The 16,575-nt window shown below is 65.8% G+C and carries 13 protein-coding genes; 9 read left to right on the top strand and 4 right to left on the bottom strand.

Features of this window, described 5'->3' with window-relative positions; all coding sequences use genetic code 11:
- The first annotated feature begins 86 nt into the window (after positions 1-86).
- Together gyrA and AC5P6S_RS05080 are read left to right on the top strand one after the other, a co-directional pair.
- Positions 87-2,807: a DNA gyrase subunit A gene (gyrA, locus tag AC5P6S_RS05085; RefSeq protein ID WP_005410218.1), complete on the top strand. Its 2,721-nt coding sequence runs from the start codon at positions 87-89 to the stop codon at positions 2,805-2,807.
- 131 nt (positions 2,808-2,938) lie between these two features.
- Complete coding sequence (locus AC5P6S_RS05080; RefSeq protein WP_495204501.1) at positions 2,939-5,467, top strand: membrane-bound PQQ-dependent dehydrogenase, glucose/quinate/shikimate family; 2,529 nt, start codon at positions 2,939-2,941, stop codon at positions 5,465-5,467.
- A 43-nt stretch (positions 5,468-5,510) separates the two neighbouring features.
- Here the strand turns inward: AC5P6S_RS05080 and AC5P6S_RS05075 are convergent, their stop codons facing one another.
- Positions 5,511-6,500, bottom strand: a complete 990-nt coding sequence (locus AC5P6S_RS05075; protein ID WP_005413898.1) for a zinc-dependent alcohol dehydrogenase family protein — start codon at positions 6,498-6,500, stop codon at positions 5,511-5,513.
- Between the two features lie 119 nt (positions 6,501-6,619).
- On the opposite strand from AC5P6S_RS05075, the gene AC5P6S_RS05070 reads away from it, so the two are divergent.
- From AC5P6S_RS05070 to AC5P6S_RS05060, 3 genes are all read left to right on the top strand, one after another.
- Positions 6,620-7,525: a LysR family transcriptional regulator gene (locus AC5P6S_RS05070; RefSeq protein ID WP_049460286.1), complete on the top strand. Its 906-nt coding sequence runs from the start codon at positions 6,620-6,622 to the stop codon at positions 7,523-7,525.
- A gap of 163 nt (positions 7,526-7,688) precedes the next feature.
- Positions 7,689-8,078 (top strand): DUF4952 domain-containing protein, encoded by a 390-nt coding sequence (locus AC5P6S_RS05065; RefSeq protein ID WP_044570563.1) that lies wholly within the window; start codon positions 7,689-7,691, stop codon positions 8,076-8,078.
- A gap of 64 nt (positions 8,079-8,142) precedes the next feature.
- The gene (locus tag AC5P6S_RS05060; protein WP_495204500.1) at positions 8,143-9,573 is read left to right on the top strand and encodes a serine hydrolase domain-containing protein; all 1,431 of its coding nucleotides are present in this window, start codon (positions 8,143-8,145) and stop codon (positions 9,571-9,573) included.
- A gap of 16 nt (positions 9,574-9,589) precedes the next feature.
- On the opposite strand, the gene AC5P6S_RS05055 is transcribed toward AC5P6S_RS05060, so the two are convergent.
- Both AC5P6S_RS05055 and AC5P6S_RS05050 read right to left on the bottom strand, forming a co-directional pair.
- A complete protein-coding gene (locus AC5P6S_RS05055) occupies positions 9,590-9,982 on the bottom strand; it encodes a DUF3037 domain-containing protein (protein ID WP_049459697.1) in 393 nt (130 codons plus the stop codon).
- The gene (locus tag AC5P6S_RS05050) at positions 9,960-10,736 is read right to left on the bottom strand and encodes a HipA family kinase (RefSeq protein WP_049459698.1); all 777 of its coding nucleotides are present in this window, start codon (positions 10,734-10,736) and stop codon (positions 9,960-9,962) included. Before AC5P6S_RS05050 ends, AC5P6S_RS05055 begins: the two co-directional genes overlap by 23 nt.
- Positions 10,737-10,975: 239 nt before the next feature.
- On the opposite strand from AC5P6S_RS05050, the gene AC5P6S_RS05045 reads away from it, so the two are divergent.
- The 3 genes from AC5P6S_RS05045 (at position 10,976) to AC5P6S_RS05035 (ending at position 14,446) form a co-directional block, all read left to right on the top strand.
- Positions 10,976-11,305 (top strand): hypothetical protein, encoded by a 330-nt coding sequence (locus AC5P6S_RS05045; protein WP_005413891.1) that lies wholly within the window; start codon positions 10,976-10,978, stop codon positions 11,303-11,305.
- A 167-nt stretch (positions 11,306-11,472) separates the two neighbouring features.
- Positions 11,473-13,935, top strand: a complete 2,463-nt coding sequence (locus AC5P6S_RS05040) for a S9 family peptidase (protein WP_012480743.1) — start codon at positions 11,473-11,475, stop codon at positions 13,933-13,935.
- Between the two features lie 190 nt (positions 13,936-14,125).
- A complete protein-coding gene (locus tag AC5P6S_RS05035) occupies positions 14,126-14,446 on the top strand; it encodes a hypothetical protein (RefSeq protein ID WP_005410210.1) in 321 nt (106 codons plus the stop codon).
- Between the two features lie 10 nt (positions 14,447-14,456).
- On the opposite strand, the gene AC5P6S_RS05030 is transcribed toward AC5P6S_RS05035, so the two are convergent.
- Positions 14,457-15,440, bottom strand: coding sequence for a hypothetical protein (locus tag AC5P6S_RS05030; protein WP_043034683.1), 984 nt, complete (start codon positions 15,438-15,440; stop codon positions 14,457-14,459).
- A gap of 138 nt (positions 15,441-15,578) precedes the next feature.
- Here AC5P6S_RS05030 and AC5P6S_RS05025 point away from each other — a divergent pair, with 138 nt between their 5' ends.
- Positions 15,579-16,544, top strand: a complete 966-nt coding sequence (locus tag AC5P6S_RS05025) for a DUF2268 domain-containing putative Zn-dependent protease (protein ID WP_032966912.1) — start codon at positions 15,579-15,581, stop codon at positions 16,542-16,544.
- Positions 16,545-16,575 lie beyond the last annotated feature (31 nt).

Raw genomic sequence — 16,575 nt, 5'->3', positions numbered from 1 at the left:
TCCGCAGGTTGAATCGAGGTTCCGGCACGACCCCCTCCCGCAGGGGGCTGCGCCGGACTGGACCGCTACCAGACAACGGAACCCGAATGGCAGAAACCGCCAAGGAAATCATCCAGGTCAACCTGGAAGACGAGATGCGCAAGAGCTACCTCGATTACGCCATGAGCGTGATCGTGGGCCGCGCGCTCCCGGATGCGCGCGACGGCCTCAAGCCGGTGCATCGCCGCGTGCTGTTCGCGATGAATGAACTCAACGCGCACAGCAACAAGCCCTACTTCAAGTCGGCGCGTATCGTCGGTGACGTCATCGGTAAGTACCACCCGCATGGCGATCAGTCGGTGTACGACACGCTGGTGCGCCTCGCACAGCCGTTCTCGCTGCGTTACATGCTGGTCGATGGCCAGGGTAACTTCGGCTCCATCGATGGCGACTCCGCCGCGGCAATGCGATACACCGAAGCGCGCATGTCGCGTCTGGCGCATGAGCTGATGGCGGACATCGACAAGGAAACCGTCGATTTCCAGCCCAACTACGACGAGAAGGAACTGGAGCCGACGGTCATGCCGACCCGGTTCCCGAACCTGCTGGTCAACGGTTCGGCCGGTATCGCGGTGGGCATGGCGACCAACATCCCGCCGCACAACCTGAGCGAATCGATCAACGCCTGCATCGCGCTGATCGACAACCCGGAAATCGACGTCGACGGCCTGATGGAGTACATCCCGGGCCCGGATTTCCCGACCGCCGGCATCATCAACGGCACCGCCGGCATCGTCGCCGGCTACCGCACCGGCCGTGGCCGCGTGCGCATCCGTGCCAAGGCCGATATCGAAGTGGCCGACAACGGCCGCGAATCGATCATCGTCACTGAAATTCCTTACCAGGTGAACAAGGCGCGTCTGATCGAGAAGATCGCCGAGCTGGTCAAGGAAAAGAAGATCGAAGGCATCAGCGAGCTGCGCGATGAGTCCGACAAGGACGGCATGCGCATCTACATCGAGATCAAGCGCGGTGAATCTGCCGAGGTTGTGCTGAACAACCTGTACCAGCAGACGCAGATGGAATCGGTGTTCGGCATCAACATGGTGGCGCTGGTCGATGGCCGCCCGCAGTTGATGAACCTCAAGCAGATGCTGGAGGCGTTCGTCCGCCACCGTCGCGAAGTGGTCACCCGCCGTACCGTGTTCGAGCTGCGCAAGGCGCGCGCCCGTGCCCACGTGCTGGAAGGCCTGACCGTCGCGCTGGCCAACATCGACGAGATGATCGAACTGATCAAGACCTCGCCGAACCCGAACGAAGCACGCGAGCGCATGCTGGCCCGCGTGTGGGAGCCGGGCCTGGTCGGTGCGATGCTGGGTGCCGCCGGCGCCGAAGCCTCGCGCCCGGAAGACCTGCCCAAGGGCGTGGGCCTGATCGAGGGCGGCTACCAGCTGACCGAGATCCAGGCCACCCAGATCCTGGAAATGCGCCTGCACCGCCTGACCGGGCTGGAGCAGGACCGCCTGACCGATGAGTACAAGCAGCTGCTGGAAGTGATCGCCGGGCTGATCCACATCCTGGAAGATCCCGACCGCCTGCTGCAGGTGATCCGCGAAGAGCTGGTCAGTGTGAAGGCCGAATTCGGCGACGAGCGTCGTACCGAGATCCGCCACAGCGAAGAAGACCTGGACATCCTCGACCTGATCGCGCCGGAAGACGTGGTGGTCACCGTGTCGCATGCCGGTTACGTGAAGCGCCAGCCGGTGAGCGTGTACCGCGCGCAGCGCCGTGGTGGTCGTGGCCGTAGTGCGGCGGCGACCAAGGAAGAGGATTTCATCGAACAGCTGTGGCTGGTCAACACGCATGACACGCTGCTGACCTTCACCAGTTCGGGCAAGGTGTTCTGGCTGCCGGTCTACCAGCTGCCGGAAGCGGGCTCCAACGCCCGCGGCCGTCCGATCATCAACTGGATCCCGCTGGAACCGGGTGAACGCGTGCAGGCCGTACTGCCGGTGCGCGATTACGCCGATGGCCAGTTCGTGTTCTTCGCCACCAAGAACGGTACGGTCAAGAAGACCCCGCTGGGTGAGTTCGCCTTCCGTCTGGCGCGCGGCAAGATCGCGATCAACCTCGATGAGGGCGACGCGCTGGTCGGCGTCGGCCTGACCGACGGCCAGCGCGACATCCTGCTGTTCGCCTCCAACGGCAAGACCGTGCGCTTCGGCGAGGACAAGGTCCGCTCGATGGGCCGTACCGCCACCGGCGTGCGGGGCATCAAGATGCCGGCCGGCGAGGAAGTGGTCAGCCTGATCGTGGCCGAAAGTGCCGGTGGCATCGAGGACGAGAACGAGGACGACAGCGGTGTCGAGGAAGCCGCCGCCAATGGCGATGCGGTGATCGAAGGCGCCGACGACGCCAGCGTTCAGTACATCCTGACCGCGACCGAGAACGGCTATGGCAAGCGCACCCCGCTGCCGGACTATCCGCGCAAGGGCCGTGGCACGCAAGGCGTGATCGGCATCCAGACCACCGAGCGCAATGGCAAGCTGGTCGCCGCGGTGCTGATGGGCTCCAGCGACGAAGTCCTGCTGATCTCCGATGGTGGCACCCTGGTGCGTACGCGTGGCTCGGAAATCAGCCGCGTCGGCCGCAACACCCAGGGCGTGACCCTGATCCGCCTCTCCAAGGACGAGAAGCTGCAGGCGGTGGAGCGCATGGATGCCTCGATCGACGAGGACGAGGACGAGGACGAGGTGGCTGCCGCCGCCCCGGCCACGACCGACGGCGCACCGGCTGCTGCCAGCAGCGAGGACGCCGCGCAGGAGTGATCCTGCCGCGAGCCTGAGGTACCCGACGACGCCGGCCCTGTGCCGGCGTCGTCGTATCCGGATGCCACACATACGCGCGCGCTTCACGCAGGCGGTGGGATAACGGCGCATGCTGCCCCCGGAGATCGACGATGTCCGCCACGCCGCAGTCCGCTCCTGCTCCCGTCCGCGCCTCCCGGCATCCCCTCGTCACCGTGCTGTCGCTGCTGCTGGTCGTGTTCGGCCTGGTCATCGGTGGCCTCGGTGGGTGGCTGCTCAGCCTTGGCGGCTCGGCGTACTACGCCATCGCCGGGCTCGGCCTGCTGGCCAGCGGAATCCTGTTGTTCGGCAACCGCCGCAGCGGCGCGCTGCTGTATGCGCTGGTGTTCATCGGCACGCTGCTGTGGACCTGGTGGGAATCGGGCAGCGACTACTGGCGCTGGGTACCGCGGCTCGGGCTGGTGACGGCGCTGGGCATCGTGCTGGCGCTGCTGGCGCCGACGCTTCGCGAGCCGGTTTCAAAACGCCTGTCGCGCAGCGTGGCGGGCGTGCTGATGCTGGTGTTCGTGGCCGCCTTCGGCCTGGCCTTTGCCCCGCATGGGGAAGTGGACGGGCACCTGCCGTTCCCGGAAGGCGCAGTCAGCGCCGGACTGGAACCTACGCGCGATACCACGGGCCTGCAGCCGGCTGACCAGCCCGCCGAGGGCGACTGGCCGGCGTGGGGCCGCAGCAATGCGGGCACCCGCTATTCGCCGCTGCAGCAGATCACCCCGGCCAATGTGGCCACGTTGCAACCGGCCTGGCAGTTCCGTACCGGGGATATGCCGAAGAAGCGCTGGGGTGCCGAAACCACGCCGCTGAAGATCGGCGACCGCCTGTACCTGTGCACCGCACGCAACCGCCTGATCGCGCTTGATGCTGCCAGCGGCAAGGAACTGTGGCGGTTCGATCCAAAGGTGAAGGATGCCTCGATTCCCTATACCGCTGCCTGTCGTGGTGTGAGCTATTACGAGCAGCCCAGCACGCCGACCCTTGCCGATGCAGCATTGGCCGATGTTGCCGCTGATCTGGCGTTGCCGGAACCTCCTCCCAGCGTCACCCGCAGCGCTGCACCGGGCAGTCGACCGGCGTGCTGGGCGCGCATCATTGAAGGCACGCTGGACGGTCGCATCATCGCGGTGGACGCGGACAGCGGCCGCCCCTGCGCGAATTTCGGCAACAACGGGCAGGTCGACATCACCCTGGGCATGGGCGAGGTGCCACCGGGTTACGTGTCGATCAACTCGCCGCCGGCCATCGTGCGCGGCGTGATCGTGACCGGCCACCAGGTGCTGGACGGGCAGCGCCGCGATGCGCCGTCGGGCGTGATCCAGGCGTACGACGCCATCACCGGCAAGCTGCGCTGGGCGTGGGACATGGACCAGCCCGAGCGCAGCGGCCTGCCGCCGCGCGAGCAGACCTACACGCGCGGCACGCCCAACATGTGGACCACCGCCACCGGTGATGAAGCGCTGGGCCTGGTCTACCTGCCGCTGGGCAATGCCGCGGGCGACTACTGGAGCGGCTCGCGCACGGAAAACCAGAACCGCTATTCCACCTCGCTGGTGGCGATCGACGTGGCCACCGGCAAGCCGGTCTGGCATTTCCAGGCGGTGCGCAAGGATGTGTGGGACTACGACCTGGGTTCGCAGGCCAGCCTGATCGACTACCCGACGGCGGCGGGCAAGGTGCCGGCGATCCTGCTGCCGACCAAGCAGGGTGACATGTACATCCTCGATCGCCGCAACGGCCAGCTCCTGACTGCCGCCGAAGAGCGCAAGGTGCCGGTCGGCGGCGTCGAACCCGAGCAGCGTTCTCCCACCCAGCTGTTTTCGCTGTACCACACGCTGCGCCGCGAACATGACCTGACCGAGCGTGACATGTGGGGCATCACCCCGATTGACCAGCTGGTCTGCCGCATCCAGTTCCGCAAGGCGTACTACGAAGGGTTCTACACGCCGCCGAGCAGCGAGCGACATTCCATCGAGTACCCCGGCTACAACGGCGGCTCGGACTGGGGCAGCGTGTCCATCGATACGCGCCGCGGCGTGATCGTGGCCAACTACAACGACATGCCCAACTACAACCGGCTGGTGCCACGCGCGGAGGCCGACCGGCTGGGCTGGCTGCCGCGCGAGAAGGTCCGGTTCGACAAGGGCGGTGCCGAAGGCGCGGGCGACCCGCAGGTGGGTACGCCCTACGCCATCCAGGTCAACGCCGGCTGGCGGCTGCCGTTCACCGGCCTGCTGTGCAAGCAGCCGCCCTATGGCGGTATCCGTGCCATCGACCTGCGCACCGGCAAGCTGCTGTGGGACCGACCGTTTGGCAGTGCGCGCGGCAACGGACCGTTCGGCATCCGTTCCGGCCTGCCGATCGAGATCGGGACGCCGAACAACGGCGGTTCGGTAGTGACCGCCAGCGGCCTGATCTTCATCGCCGCCGCCACCGATGATCTGCTGCGTGCCATCGATCTGAAGACCGGCAAGGAGCTTTGGCATGCCAAGCTGCCTGCCGGCGGCCAGGCCAACCCGATGGTGTACGAGCAGGGCGGGCGCCAGTACGTGGTGATCATGGCCGGCGGCCACCATTTCATGGAAACCCCGAACGGCGATTACGTGATTGCGTTTGCGTTGCCGAGGTAACCGCAATGGGGGCGGTGGGCCGTCCCCATTGCACGACACGGGATTACACCGTGACCACCACCTTGCCGATCTGCTCGTTCGATTCCAGGTAACGGTGTGCTTCCTGGATCTGCGCAAACGGGAACACCTTGGCAATTTTCGGCGCCAGCGTGCCCTTGTCCAGGCCATCGACGATGAATGCCTTGGCACGGGCCAACGCGGCATCGTCGGAGACGATTTCCGAGTACAGATAGCCCTTCAGCGTCAGCGACTTGCCCAGCACATTGAACAACGGGAACGGGGTGGGCTCGCTGCTCAGCGCACCGTACTCCAGCAGGATGCCGCCACGGGCCATCGCCTCGGTCAGCGGCACGAACTGCGGGCCACCGATTGGATCGAACACCACGCGGGCACCGGCACCGCTGGTGATGCGTGCCACTTCGGCCACCAGATCCTGCTCCTGGGTGGCGATGACGTGGGCGGCGCCGGCATCGAGCAACGCCTGGCGCTTGCCCGGGCCACGGGTGACCGCGATCGGCGTGGCGCCCACCGCGTTGGCGATCTGGATCGCGGCTAGGCCGACGCTGCTGCTGGCAGCGGTGATGATGACGAAATCCCCGGCGGCCAGATGTGCCTGTTGCAGCAGCGCGCCCCAGGCGGTGACGTACTGCATCCACACCGCGGCCGCCGTTTCGAAGCCCAGTGCCTGCGGATGCTTGACCACCAGTTGCGCGGGCACGTTGGCCAGCTCGCCATAGGTGCCCCAGCGCGCGATGTCCAGCGGCGGTATCACGCTGACCGCATCGCCTGCAGCGAAGCCGCTCACCGCACTGCCGATGGCTTCGACCACGCCGGCCGCTTCGTAGCCCAGCCGGCTGGGGAACTGCGCTTCCTGCAGATAGGCGCCGTTGCGGAACATCACCTCGGCGCGGTTCAGGCCGATCGCCTTGACCCGGATCTGGACTTCGTCGGCGGAGGGGGCGGGAACGTCGATATCGTCGATGCGCAGCACATCGGCGGTGCCATATTCGTGGATGCGGACAACCTGGCTCATGGGGGGCTCCGAGAAAGGGCCGACGAGGGCGCCGGCGAAAGGGTGAGCGCTACTGTGCGCGTAGTCTGCAACCAGAGTAAGGGGTAATCTGGCGTTTCATTGAAAAACAATTTTTTGCAATGGACCTGATCGTTCCCCTGCGGACCTTCGCCAGGGTGGCCGAGGTCGGCTCCTTCGCCGCCGCTGCCGAGGCATTGGACCTGTCGCCGCAGCTGGTCGGCAAGCACATCCAAGCGCTGGAGCAGCATCTGGGCGTGCGCCTGCTCAACCGCACCACGCGAAAGCAGAGCCTGACCGACTTCGGCCAGGCCTACTTGGCGCGGGCGCGGGTGATCCTGGAGGAAGTGGAGGGCGCCGAGGAATTGGCGGAAGTGGCGCGTGGACGGCCGATGGGGCGCCTGCGCATCAGCGCGCCGGTCACCTTCGGCGTGCACGCGCTCGGCCCGGCGGTGGTGGCTTACATGCAGCAGTACCCGGATGTGCAGGTCGATCTGAACCTGTCCAACAGCCTGGTGGACATCGTCGAGGACGGCTACGACCTGGTGTTCCGTACCGGTGACCTGGCCGACAGCGGGCTGGTGGCACGGCGGCTGGGGCCGTATCCGCTGGTCCTGTGTGCCTCGCCGGACTATTTGGCTTCGCGCCCGGCCATCACCCATCCCAATGATCTGAGCCGGCACGAGTGCCTGGGCTTCGCGCATTCGATCATCCGCACGCGCTGGAGTTTCCGCGATGCCGATGGCAGCGTGCTTACCGTCCCGGTGTCCAGCCGCTTCATGGTCAACCAGGCCGAGCCGCTGCTGACAGCGGCCGTGGGTGGTCTGGGGTTGATCCTGCAGCCCTACGAAATGCTCGCCGCTGCGCTGGCACGTGGTGAACTGGTGGAAGTGCTGCCGGACCATGTGCCGGTATCGACCTGGATCAACCTGGTGTATCCGCGCGACCGCCAGCTGACCCCCAAGCTGCGCAGCTTCCTGGACTTCTGCGTGGCGCGTTTCACTGAGCAGTCGATGGCACGGCGATAGCGTGGCATCGATCAGTATTCCCGTGTTCCCATGCGAAGGACTCGCCCCGTGATCTCTCTCCCGTTGCCGCAGCATGCCACCCGCTTCCTGCTGCTGGCGTCCTTTTCCAGCGCCAGCGTGCTTGCGCAGCAGATACCTGCGCAGGCGTTGGCCGAGTGGGGGGGTGCAAGGGCGCACGGACGGCCTGGCGCGACCTGATATCGAATGCCAGGATTTCCTGCAGGCGATGGGCCGGAAGCCTCCGGGACTGCAGTATGTAGGTTGCAGCCAGGATGACGCGTCCTACATCAAACCCATGGAAGCCCACTATCGTGTTTCAGGTGCCCAGGCGGCGCAGGTGGAAGCCTATCTGCGCGAGACATTTGGCATGCCTGCATTGCGCTACGTCTGTTGCGGCTGGAGCAATGGCGCGCCGTACTACTGGCGCGACGGCCCGGATACGGTGCGGTATCAGATCGGCATGGGGGTGGAGTCGCTGCCGTACGAACGGGACGAATGGCCGCGCATCGAGGCATTCAACGTCACCGTCGAGGTGTTGAGGCAGAGTCCCTAGCGTGGATGCGGCGGGCCGATCCATCGTCTAGGATGCGCCCAGGGATACCCGCAAAGGAATTGCCATGAAGGCTGTTGGACGCCTGTTTCTCTGCAATGCGTTGGCCTGTTTGATCCTGGTTGCCACGTCGGCGTTTCCGGCAGTTGGCGCAGCATCTTCCGAGCGCGAACATCCACGTGCGCAGGATGCCATCGATGACTGGCTTGCGGCCTTCAATGCAGGCAGCCTCGAGGGGTTGCAGGCATTTGCCGACAGATATGCGAAGCAGGAGGGCAGCACTCCCAAGGACTATCTCGAGTTCCGCGAGAGCACCGGCCCGCTGAACGTGCTGGAAACACTCGAGCGCGCGCCCAGCCAGGCGAAGCTGCTGGTAATGGGCCAGCTGAGCGAACGTGCGATGTGGGTGACGGCGGTCATGGACCCGGCCAACCCGTCGCACGTGAAGCAGTTCCAGATCGAGGGCACTGATACGCCGGACAAGTACAAGCCGGAACGGGTTGCTTTGCCCGCGCTGATGGCCGATGCCACAGCAAAACTGGAGGCGCTGCGGGCGCAGGACGCGCTGTCGGGTGCATTGCAGGTGGCACGGAACGGCAAGGTGCTGCTGGACTGGCGCGGTGGCGAGGCTGATCGTACCGCTGGCATTCCAGTGGGCGTGGATACGCAGTTCCGCCTTGCGTCCTCCAACAAGATGTTCACTGCAGTGGCCATCCTGCAGCTGATGCAGGAGGGCAAGCTCAGCCTTGATGACACGATAGGGAAGTTCCTGCCGGACTATCCGAACAGGGTGGTAGCCAGCAGCGTGACCGTACGCCATCTGCTGTCACATACCAGCGGTCTGGGTGATTTCTTCGGCGACGATTTCGAGCAGTATTCCGCGTCGTTGAAGACGCTGGATGACTACGTGCAGCGCTTTGCCAAGGATGCGCCGCAGTTCACGCCGGGCAGCCAGGACAGCTACTCCAACTATGGCTTCATCGTATTGGGGCGCATCATCGAAGCGGTTTCGGGGCAGTCGTACTACGCCTATGTGGACGAGCACATCCTGCGCCCGGCGGGCATGACCGGCACCGGCTTCGAGCCGGAAACAGTGAACGTCCCGCAGCGAGCCGTCGCCTACACGAAGAAGGATGGGCAATGGGTCCGTGAAACGAAGTCGCTGCCCTGGCGCGGCATGTCAGCCGGTGGTGGCTACAGCACGGTGGCCGACATGGTGAAATTCGCCGGGGCACTGCAAAGCGGAAAGCTGGTCTCGCCCGCATTGCTGAAGCAGGCCACCACCGCGCAGAACCACAAGGGCTGGTATGGATTCGGCTTCGTGGTGCAGGGCGAGGGCAGGGAACACCAGTATGGCCATGAAGGCGGTGCGCCCGGATCGAACAGTGCCATCGTGGTGATGCCCGCACAGGGCTATGTGATCGTTGGCCTGGCAAATGTCGATCCGGATGCGATCGGCAACGTGGTCAACTACATCGCGCGTAGAGTGCCGCTGTGAACGCGGAAGGTGCCGGTCATTCCGGCACCCGCACCATCTTCGTCATCAAGTGTTCCACCACACCCGCAGGGTCGGCCGTGCGGCCCACATGCGTGCTCGACATCTGCACGATCGAGCTGCGCTTGGCGGTGAGGAAGTGGAAGCGGGCACGTGCGGGCAGCTGCGCGATGGGTCCGGCGCTGGCGTCACCGCGGCAGATGGCCACGATCGCATTCAGCCACGGTTGCAGCGCCTCCTGGTCCAGCGCCGGCGCGAACGCCCGCAGGCGCGCAGGATCGATCTCGATGGCCGCTTCCAGATGGCGCGCGCCAGGGCAGGAGACGATCACCCCGACGTTGATGAATTCCTCGCGTTCCACCCGCGGTACCACGCGGATGACCGCATAGTCATACGTGTGCAGCGTGGGCACGGATGGCCTCCTGCACGAACACCGCACGCACCTTCACGCGGTGCTTGAGGTAATTGATATAGCCCTGCCGGTAGGCCTGCGGGCTGTCGAACGCCGGTTCGTCCACCAGCCAGCTGTCCGGCACCAGGCCGACGATGCGCTCGATCTCGGCATCGGTCAGGCGCGCGGCCAGCTCGGCATCCACCTCGGCGATGCGGCTGGCGAACGACAGCAGCACATGGTCGCGGATCAGCACGAACGGCTTTTCGCACGCATCGCCGGTGTTGGCCCAGTCGTGATGGAAGTACATGGCCGCACCGTGATCGATCAGGTACAGCTTTCGATGCCACACCATCAGGTTCGGGTTGCGCGTGGTGCGATCGACATTGCTGGTGAACGCATCGAACCAGACGATGCGCGAGGCGAGGTCTGCATCCACCGGCATTGCCGCCGGATCGTAATTGATCGCACCGGGCAGGTAGTCCAGGCCCAGGTTCAGGCCTTCGCTGGCGCGGATCAGCTCCTGGATTTCCGGGTCGGGCTCGGTGCGGGCGAACTCGCGGTCCAGCTCGACGAACAGGATTTCCGGAATCGGCAGGCCCAGCGTGCGTGCCATCTCGCCGGCGATCAGCTCGGCGATCAACGCTTTCGGGCCCTGGCCGGCGCCACGAAACTTCAGCACGGCCATGCCGTCGTCGTCGGTCTCGACCACGGCCGGCAGGGAGCCACCTTCCCGCAAGGGCGTGATGTAGCGGAGGGCATGTACGGTGCGCATGCGTGCATTCTAGCGTGGGTGCAGGCGCAACCCTCTGACCGGCGAGGACCGATTTCGGCCTTCACCTGTCCCTTCCGCCTGCGATGGCAGCATCCTGCTACAGGAACCCTTGGGTTCATGGGCGTACTGGCACTCTCGATGCAGAGGCTCCAGGCTGGGTACCTGCTCGGCTGCCAGCGACGCGCACTGCGAAGCGGAAACCTCATCCACGATGTCCTGCAGGCTACGGAGGTGCACCGATGAGCGACGAATTCACTCCCATTCTGCCGACCTTGGACGATGCCAAGGCGGAAGAAATGATCGGCAAGGTCGTACTGGTCGGGGTCACCCGCTATGGTGGCGACGGCCAGGTGAAGGGGCTGGAGCAGTACGCCGGCACGGTGTTGCGCATCAGCGCCGACGAGGGCGTGGTGCTGGCCGACGAGAATGATGGCCACGAGCGCTATCTGCCGCCGATGCTGGACCAGTACCAACCGGCCGAACCCGGCGAGTACCGCATGCGCACCAGCGGCATGATCGTGGTCGATCCTGACTACCTGGCCACCTGGGACCTGCACGCGCAGCAGTAGTGCCAGGCCATGCCTGGCAGGTGCCGGCAGTTCCCCGGCACCTCCCGGAGCCGCACTTTGCCCCATCCGGCCACTAGCCCTTCCGGCCCATTCACGACAACCCCTGCGGTGCTAGATTCGGGTCCATGCCCGATTCCGGGCGCCCATTCACACCTCAGGGGATAAGGATGCTCATCCGTCGAACCTCTCTGGCAGCGGCGGTTGCCGTTGCCACCGTCGGCCTGCTGGCCGCTGGCCCGGCGCTTGCCGATTACGCGAAGCCGCCGGAACACCTGCTCAAGGTGTTGAAGGCACCGCCGCCGCCGGCGCCGAACGTGGCCCCGGGCGGCCAGCGCCTGCTGCTGACCACCGCGCAGACCTACCCGTCGATCAGCCGCGTCGCCCAGCCGTACCTGAAGCTGGCCGGCGTGCGCCTGGAGCCGAAGAACCGCAGCCGCCATGACACGCCCGGTGGCTACGGCATTCCGGCCTGCGTGGCCGACTTCACCCTGGTCGACATCGGCAGCGGCAAGGAAACCAAGGTCAACCTGCCGCAGGGCTGCGCCACCGGCGCGCTGTGGTCGGCCGATGGCAGCCATTTCGCCTTCCAGAATGCGGTTGATACCAGCGTGCAGCTGTGGGTGGGCGATGCGGCCACCGGGCAGGTGAAGCAGGTGCCGAATGTGCAGCTGAACCCGATCTTCGGCTACACCGTGCAGTGGCTGGGCGGCAGCCAGAACCTGCTGGTGAAACTCGTACCGGCCAACCAGGGCCCGGCACCTTCCAACGGCGGCGTACCGACCGGCCCGGATGCACAGGAGTCGCTGGGCAGCAGTGGCGAGAGCAGCACCTACGAAGCCCGCGACACGCTGACCAGCGTGCATGACGAGAAGCTGTTCGCTTATTACGGTGCCTCGCAGCTGGCCGTGGTCGATACCGCCGCCAACAGCGTGCGTCCGGTCGGGCAGCCGGCGCTGTTCAACGAAGTCAGCGCCGCACCCGATGGCGTGCACGTGCTGACCGAATCGATCAAGGCGCCGTACTCGCATGCGGTGACCTACCAGCGCTTCGCCAACGACGTGGCCGTGCTGGACATCGCCAGCGGCAAATCCACGCCGATTGCCAGCCTGCCGCTGGCCGACCGCGTACCGGTGCATGGCGTGCCGGAAGGCCCGCGTGGCTTCGACTGGCGTGCCACCGATCCGGCCACCCTGGTCTATGCCGAGGCACTGGACAAGGGCGACTGGAAGGTCAACGTGCCGCACCGCGACCGCGTGCTGATGCTGAAGGCCCCGTTCAACGGCAAGCCGACCGAAATCACCCGTACCGCGCAGCGATTTGAGGGCTTCGCGTGGACCGCCGATCCGGCCGTGGCGTTCCAGTACGAGAACGACGAGAACCGCCACTGGATGCAGACCCGCATCGTCGATGTGGACCAGCCGAAGAAGGAAGGCCGCCTGCTGTGGGACATGTCCAGCGACGAGCTGTATGGCAACCCCGGCAACCTGGTCTTTACCCGCTTGCCGAATGGCGCGCAGGTGGTGCGCCGTGAGGGCAACCATGTGTTCCTCAGCGGCCGTGGCGCGTCGCCGCAGGGCGACCGTCCGTTCCTGGACCGCCTGGACCTGGGCACCCTGAAGAGCGAGCGCCTGTTCCGCAGCAGTGCCGACGCCTACGAACAGTTCCTCGGTTTCAGCAGCACGCCGGGGCGCTACCTGACCTGGCACCAGTCGGTGATCGATCCTCCGAACGCCTTCATCCGCCAGCAGGGTGAGGCAGTGGCTGATGCGAAGACCGGCGAGGCGCAGTTCGCGTCCACCGCGACCGCGCTGACCAAGCTGGTCGACCCGACCCCGGAGGTGCGCCAGATCAAGAAGCAGCTGGTGACCTACAAGCGTGCCGACGGCGTGGACCTGTCGTTCACCCTGTACACGCCGCCGGGCTACAAGGAAGGCCAGCGCGTGCCGGCGATCCTGTATGCGTACCCGGCCGACTTCGCCAATGCCGCGCAGGCCGGCCAGGTGTCCGGTTCGCAGCAGACCTTCACCCGTCTGCAGCCGTACCGCCTGATGCTGCTGGCCGGCTACGCGATCATCGACAACGCCTCGTTCCCGATCGTCGGGGACCCGAAGAACGCGTACGACACTTATCTGGAGCAGCTGGAAGCCGACGCCAAGGCGGCGGTGGACAAGGCCGTGGACATGGGCGTGGTCGACCGCAACCGCATCGGCGTGACCGGTCACAGCCACGGTGGCCTGATGACCGCCAACCTGATCGCGCACACCAAGCTGTTCAAGGCCGGCGTGGCGACCAGTGGTTCGTACAACAAGACCTTCACCCCGTTCGGCTTCCAGAACGAACGCCGCTCGGTCTGGCAGGCGCAGGACGTGTACCTGAAGGCCTCGCCGTTCTTCTATGCCGACAAGATCAAGCTGCCGCTGCTGCTGGTCCACGGCGAGGACGACGCCAACCCGGGCACCGAGCCGTTCCAGTCGCGCAAGCTGTACCAGGCCATTCGTGGCAACGGCGGCACCACCCGCCTGGTGATGCTGCCGAACGAACCGCACTGGTACACCGCGCTGGAGTCGAACGAGCAGCTGGTGTCGGAAATGCTGAACTGGTTCGACACCTACGTGAAGAACGCCAAGTGAAGGAACAGGAAGGCCACCTCCGGGTGGCCTTCCTGCATCCTGCTGTAGCGCCGAGCCCACGCTCGGCTGTAACCAGCCGCACGTGCTCTGCAATCAACTGTGGAGACTCGGTAACGACGTGTTACCGGCACATTCGCGTGCCACGCAGATGGGCTAGGCTGGCCCTGTGAGTTCGTCCCGGGTCGGTGCAATGAAAGCCATCGTTCTTGCTGCAACGTTGTCGTTGGTCCTGGTTTCAAACGCCCATGCCCAGTCGCTGCCCACCGAGCTGGCGCAGCTGGGGATCATCGCCGGCATGCCCTACGCCAAGGCCAAGCGCCTGCTGGATGCTGCGGGATGGCAGGTGAAGCCGGCGCAGGGCGCGCCGGAATCGCTGGAGGGCTTTCCGGAAGTGGGGTGCCAGAAGGGCGGGAAGCAGTGCGCGACGACCTTCGAGAAGGGTGAACAGCAGATTGCGGTGCGGCTGGGCACTACCCTGGCAGGGCAGCCGTTCGTGCAGAGCGCTGATTGAGCACCCGAGCTCACGCCAACGGCAGGCGGTCCTGCGCATGCGCCAACCGGTCGTGCAGTTCGCGCACGTGCTCGGCCTTGGCATGGATGCGCGTGGTATCACCGAAACTGCGCAGGTAGGCGCACGCGGCGAAGCCGGCACTCTTCTTTTCGTACTCGGCAATCCAGGCCAGGCGATCCGGGTTGTTGGCCTGCTCGGCTGACCACGCGGCCACCGGCGGACGGATGCGGTACCTCAGGCCAACGCGCCACGGCTTTGGTGTCAGGCGCGCACGGAAGCAGTGCTGCAGCCGGCACATGCGCGCGTACAGGGTGTCGGCGCCCAGCGTTCTGAAGAACGCCTGAAGCTGCTCGTCTTCGGGCAGGAACGTGGCGTGCATGGCCAGCACGCGCAATCCAGCCGGCGTGCGGTACGTACGCAGATGCCAGTCCGGATGCTGTTCGCTGAAGGCCGCGACCCGCTGCAGGGCTACGCCTTCGGCGCCACCGGCCGCGGCCAGGCGCCGCTTGCGCTGCATCAGCATCGCCGTGTTGACCAGCAGCACCGCTGCCACCCCCAGCACCAGTCCCACCAGCCAGTGCCAGATCAGAGTGCCGATGACGGCGCCAGCGAACAGCAGCACTGCGGCGATGATTGCAGGCATCACGCAACCGGCAGGTGGCTGCGCATGATCGATGTCGGCGAACAGCACGTCCGGGGTGTTCAGGCACAGCGCACCGTAGCTGTTGCGTGTAATGATGACGTCGCCGTCGCGCTGCACGATCTGCTCGCGGATCGGCACGCCCTCCACGCCGTAGTTGCTGCGCACTTCGCGTCGCGGAAGCGCCTGCCCGGCGAGGATGGCATTGAGGGCTTCGTTGGCGCGGCGATCGGCGTGCACCTGCGCCTCGGCAGGGCCTTCGTCGGACCAGCCGAAGCGGCGCACGACCACCGGCCGGCCACGGAAACGGGCCTGCAGGCGGGCTTCGGCCCAGTACGCGGGAACGATCATCATCGTGCGGTGCTCCATCTTCCATGGCAGGTGCCGAAGCGAGTCTGGCACAGCGCCGGTGCGCCCGCATCCGCCTGCTGCAGTGGGCCGGGCGGAGTGATAGATTGCGCGCTTCGCATGCACTCCACCAAGGACGGAGCGATGTTCATGATCCTGCGCGGCCTGTTGGCCCTGGCCTGTGCCGGGGCGGTAGGCGTGGCCACCGCAGCGGTACCGGCAGGGCCGCAGATCCTCACCGAGGATGTCAGCCGTTTCTATGCACTTTATGACAGCGCTGGCGGCAAGCCCAGCGTTGCGCAGCTGCGTGGATACCTGGCCGAGGGTTCGGCCGGCCTGGCCGAACTGGCCAAGGCGCGCCGGGTCACTCCCGAACGCATTGCCGAGTCCATCGCCAGCCAGCCCGAGCTGTATGCACAGGGACGAAACTGCCTGGCCGAACTGCCCGCGGTGAAGCAACGCCTGACGCAGGTGTTTTCCAACCTGCAGGCGATCTACCCGCAGACCCGGTTCCCGCCGGTGACCATCGCGGTGGGCCGCGGCCGGCCGGTCGGGCTGACCTCGAAAAGCGGCGTGATCATTGGCCTGGAAGCGCTGTGCGCGGCCGACTTCATGAATGCCAATGTGCAGGATCGCTTCGTGCATGTGATCGCACACGAATACGTGCACATCCAGCAGACCGGCCTGATCGACTTCGAGCCGGGTGACCCGCGTGCCACGGTGCTGCGTGTTTCGCTGGGCGAGGGCATCGCCGAGTTCATCGCCGAGCTGATTTCCGGCAACGTCGGCAATGGGCGTCACGCGGCCTGGACCCGTGGCCGGGAAGTGCATATCGAAAGCGCGTTCGCGCTGGATCTGGACAGCACCGATCTGTCGCCGTGGCTGTACAACTACAAGCCTGGCTCGCAGGAACCCTACGACCTGGGGTACTGGGTGGGTTACCGCATCGCCAAGGCCTATTACCTGCAGGCCAAGGACAAGCGTGATGCGGTGCGTGCGCTGATCCAGCAGGACAACCCGAAAACGATCCTGGCCGCCAGCGGCTGGACGCCGGGCATGTGGATGCCGGCGAAAGTCACGGGTGTAGCGGCGCGTACGGCTGCACGCTGAGCACAGGGCAGGGCGTTAGACTGCGCAGGAT

The organism is Stenotrophomonas sp. YJH_SMC_119, assembly GCF_059368315.1.
Note: the sequence above shows the minus strand (reverse complement) of the source record. Positions and strands in the feature narration are given on the sequence as shown.

Bases quoted from the DNA above. Each gene is read 5' to 3' on its own strand.
- AC5P6S_RS05030 (WP_043034683.1), bottom strand. From the start codon at position 15,440: ATGATGATCGTTCCCGCGTACTGGGCCGAAGCCCGCCTGCAGGCCCGT.
- AC5P6S_RS05080 (WP_495204501.1), top strand. From the start codon at position 2,939: ATGTCCGCCACGCCGCAGTCCGCTCCTGCTCCCGTCCGCGCCTCCCGG.
- AC5P6S_RS05050 (WP_049459698.1), bottom strand. From the start codon at position 10,736: ATGCGCACCGTACATGCCCTCCGCTACATCACGCCCTTGCGGGAAGGT.
- AC5P6S_RS05040 (WP_012480743.1), top strand. From the start codon at position 11,473: ATGCTCATCCGTCGAACCTCTCTGGCAGCGGCGGTTGCCGTTGCCACC.
- AC5P6S_RS05025 (WP_032966912.1), top strand. From the start codon at position 15,579: ATGTTCATGATCCTGCGCGGCCTGTTGGCCCTGGCCTGTGCCGGGGCG.
- AC5P6S_RS05035 (WP_005410210.1), top strand. From the start codon at position 14,126: ATGAAAGCCATCGTTCTTGCTGCAACGTTGTCGTTGGTCCTGGTTTCA.
- AC5P6S_RS05060 (WP_495204500.1), top strand. From the start codon at position 8,143: ATGAAGGCTGTTGGACGCCTGTTTCTCTGCAATGCGTTGGCCTGTTTG.
- AC5P6S_RS05045 (WP_005413891.1), top strand. From the start codon at position 10,976: ATGAGCGACGAATTCACTCCCATTCTGCCGACCTTGGACGATGCCAAG.
- gyrA (WP_005410218.1), top strand. From the start codon at position 87: ATGGCAGAAACCGCCAAGGAAATCATCCAGGTCAACCTGGAAGACGAG.
- AC5P6S_RS05070 (WP_049460286.1), top strand. From the start codon at position 6,620: ATGGACCTGATCGTTCCCCTGCGGACCTTCGCCAGGGTGGCCGAGGTC.
- AC5P6S_RS05075 (WP_005413898.1), bottom strand. From the start codon at position 6,500: ATGAGCCAGGTTGTCCGCATCCACGAATATGGCACCGCCGATGTGCTG.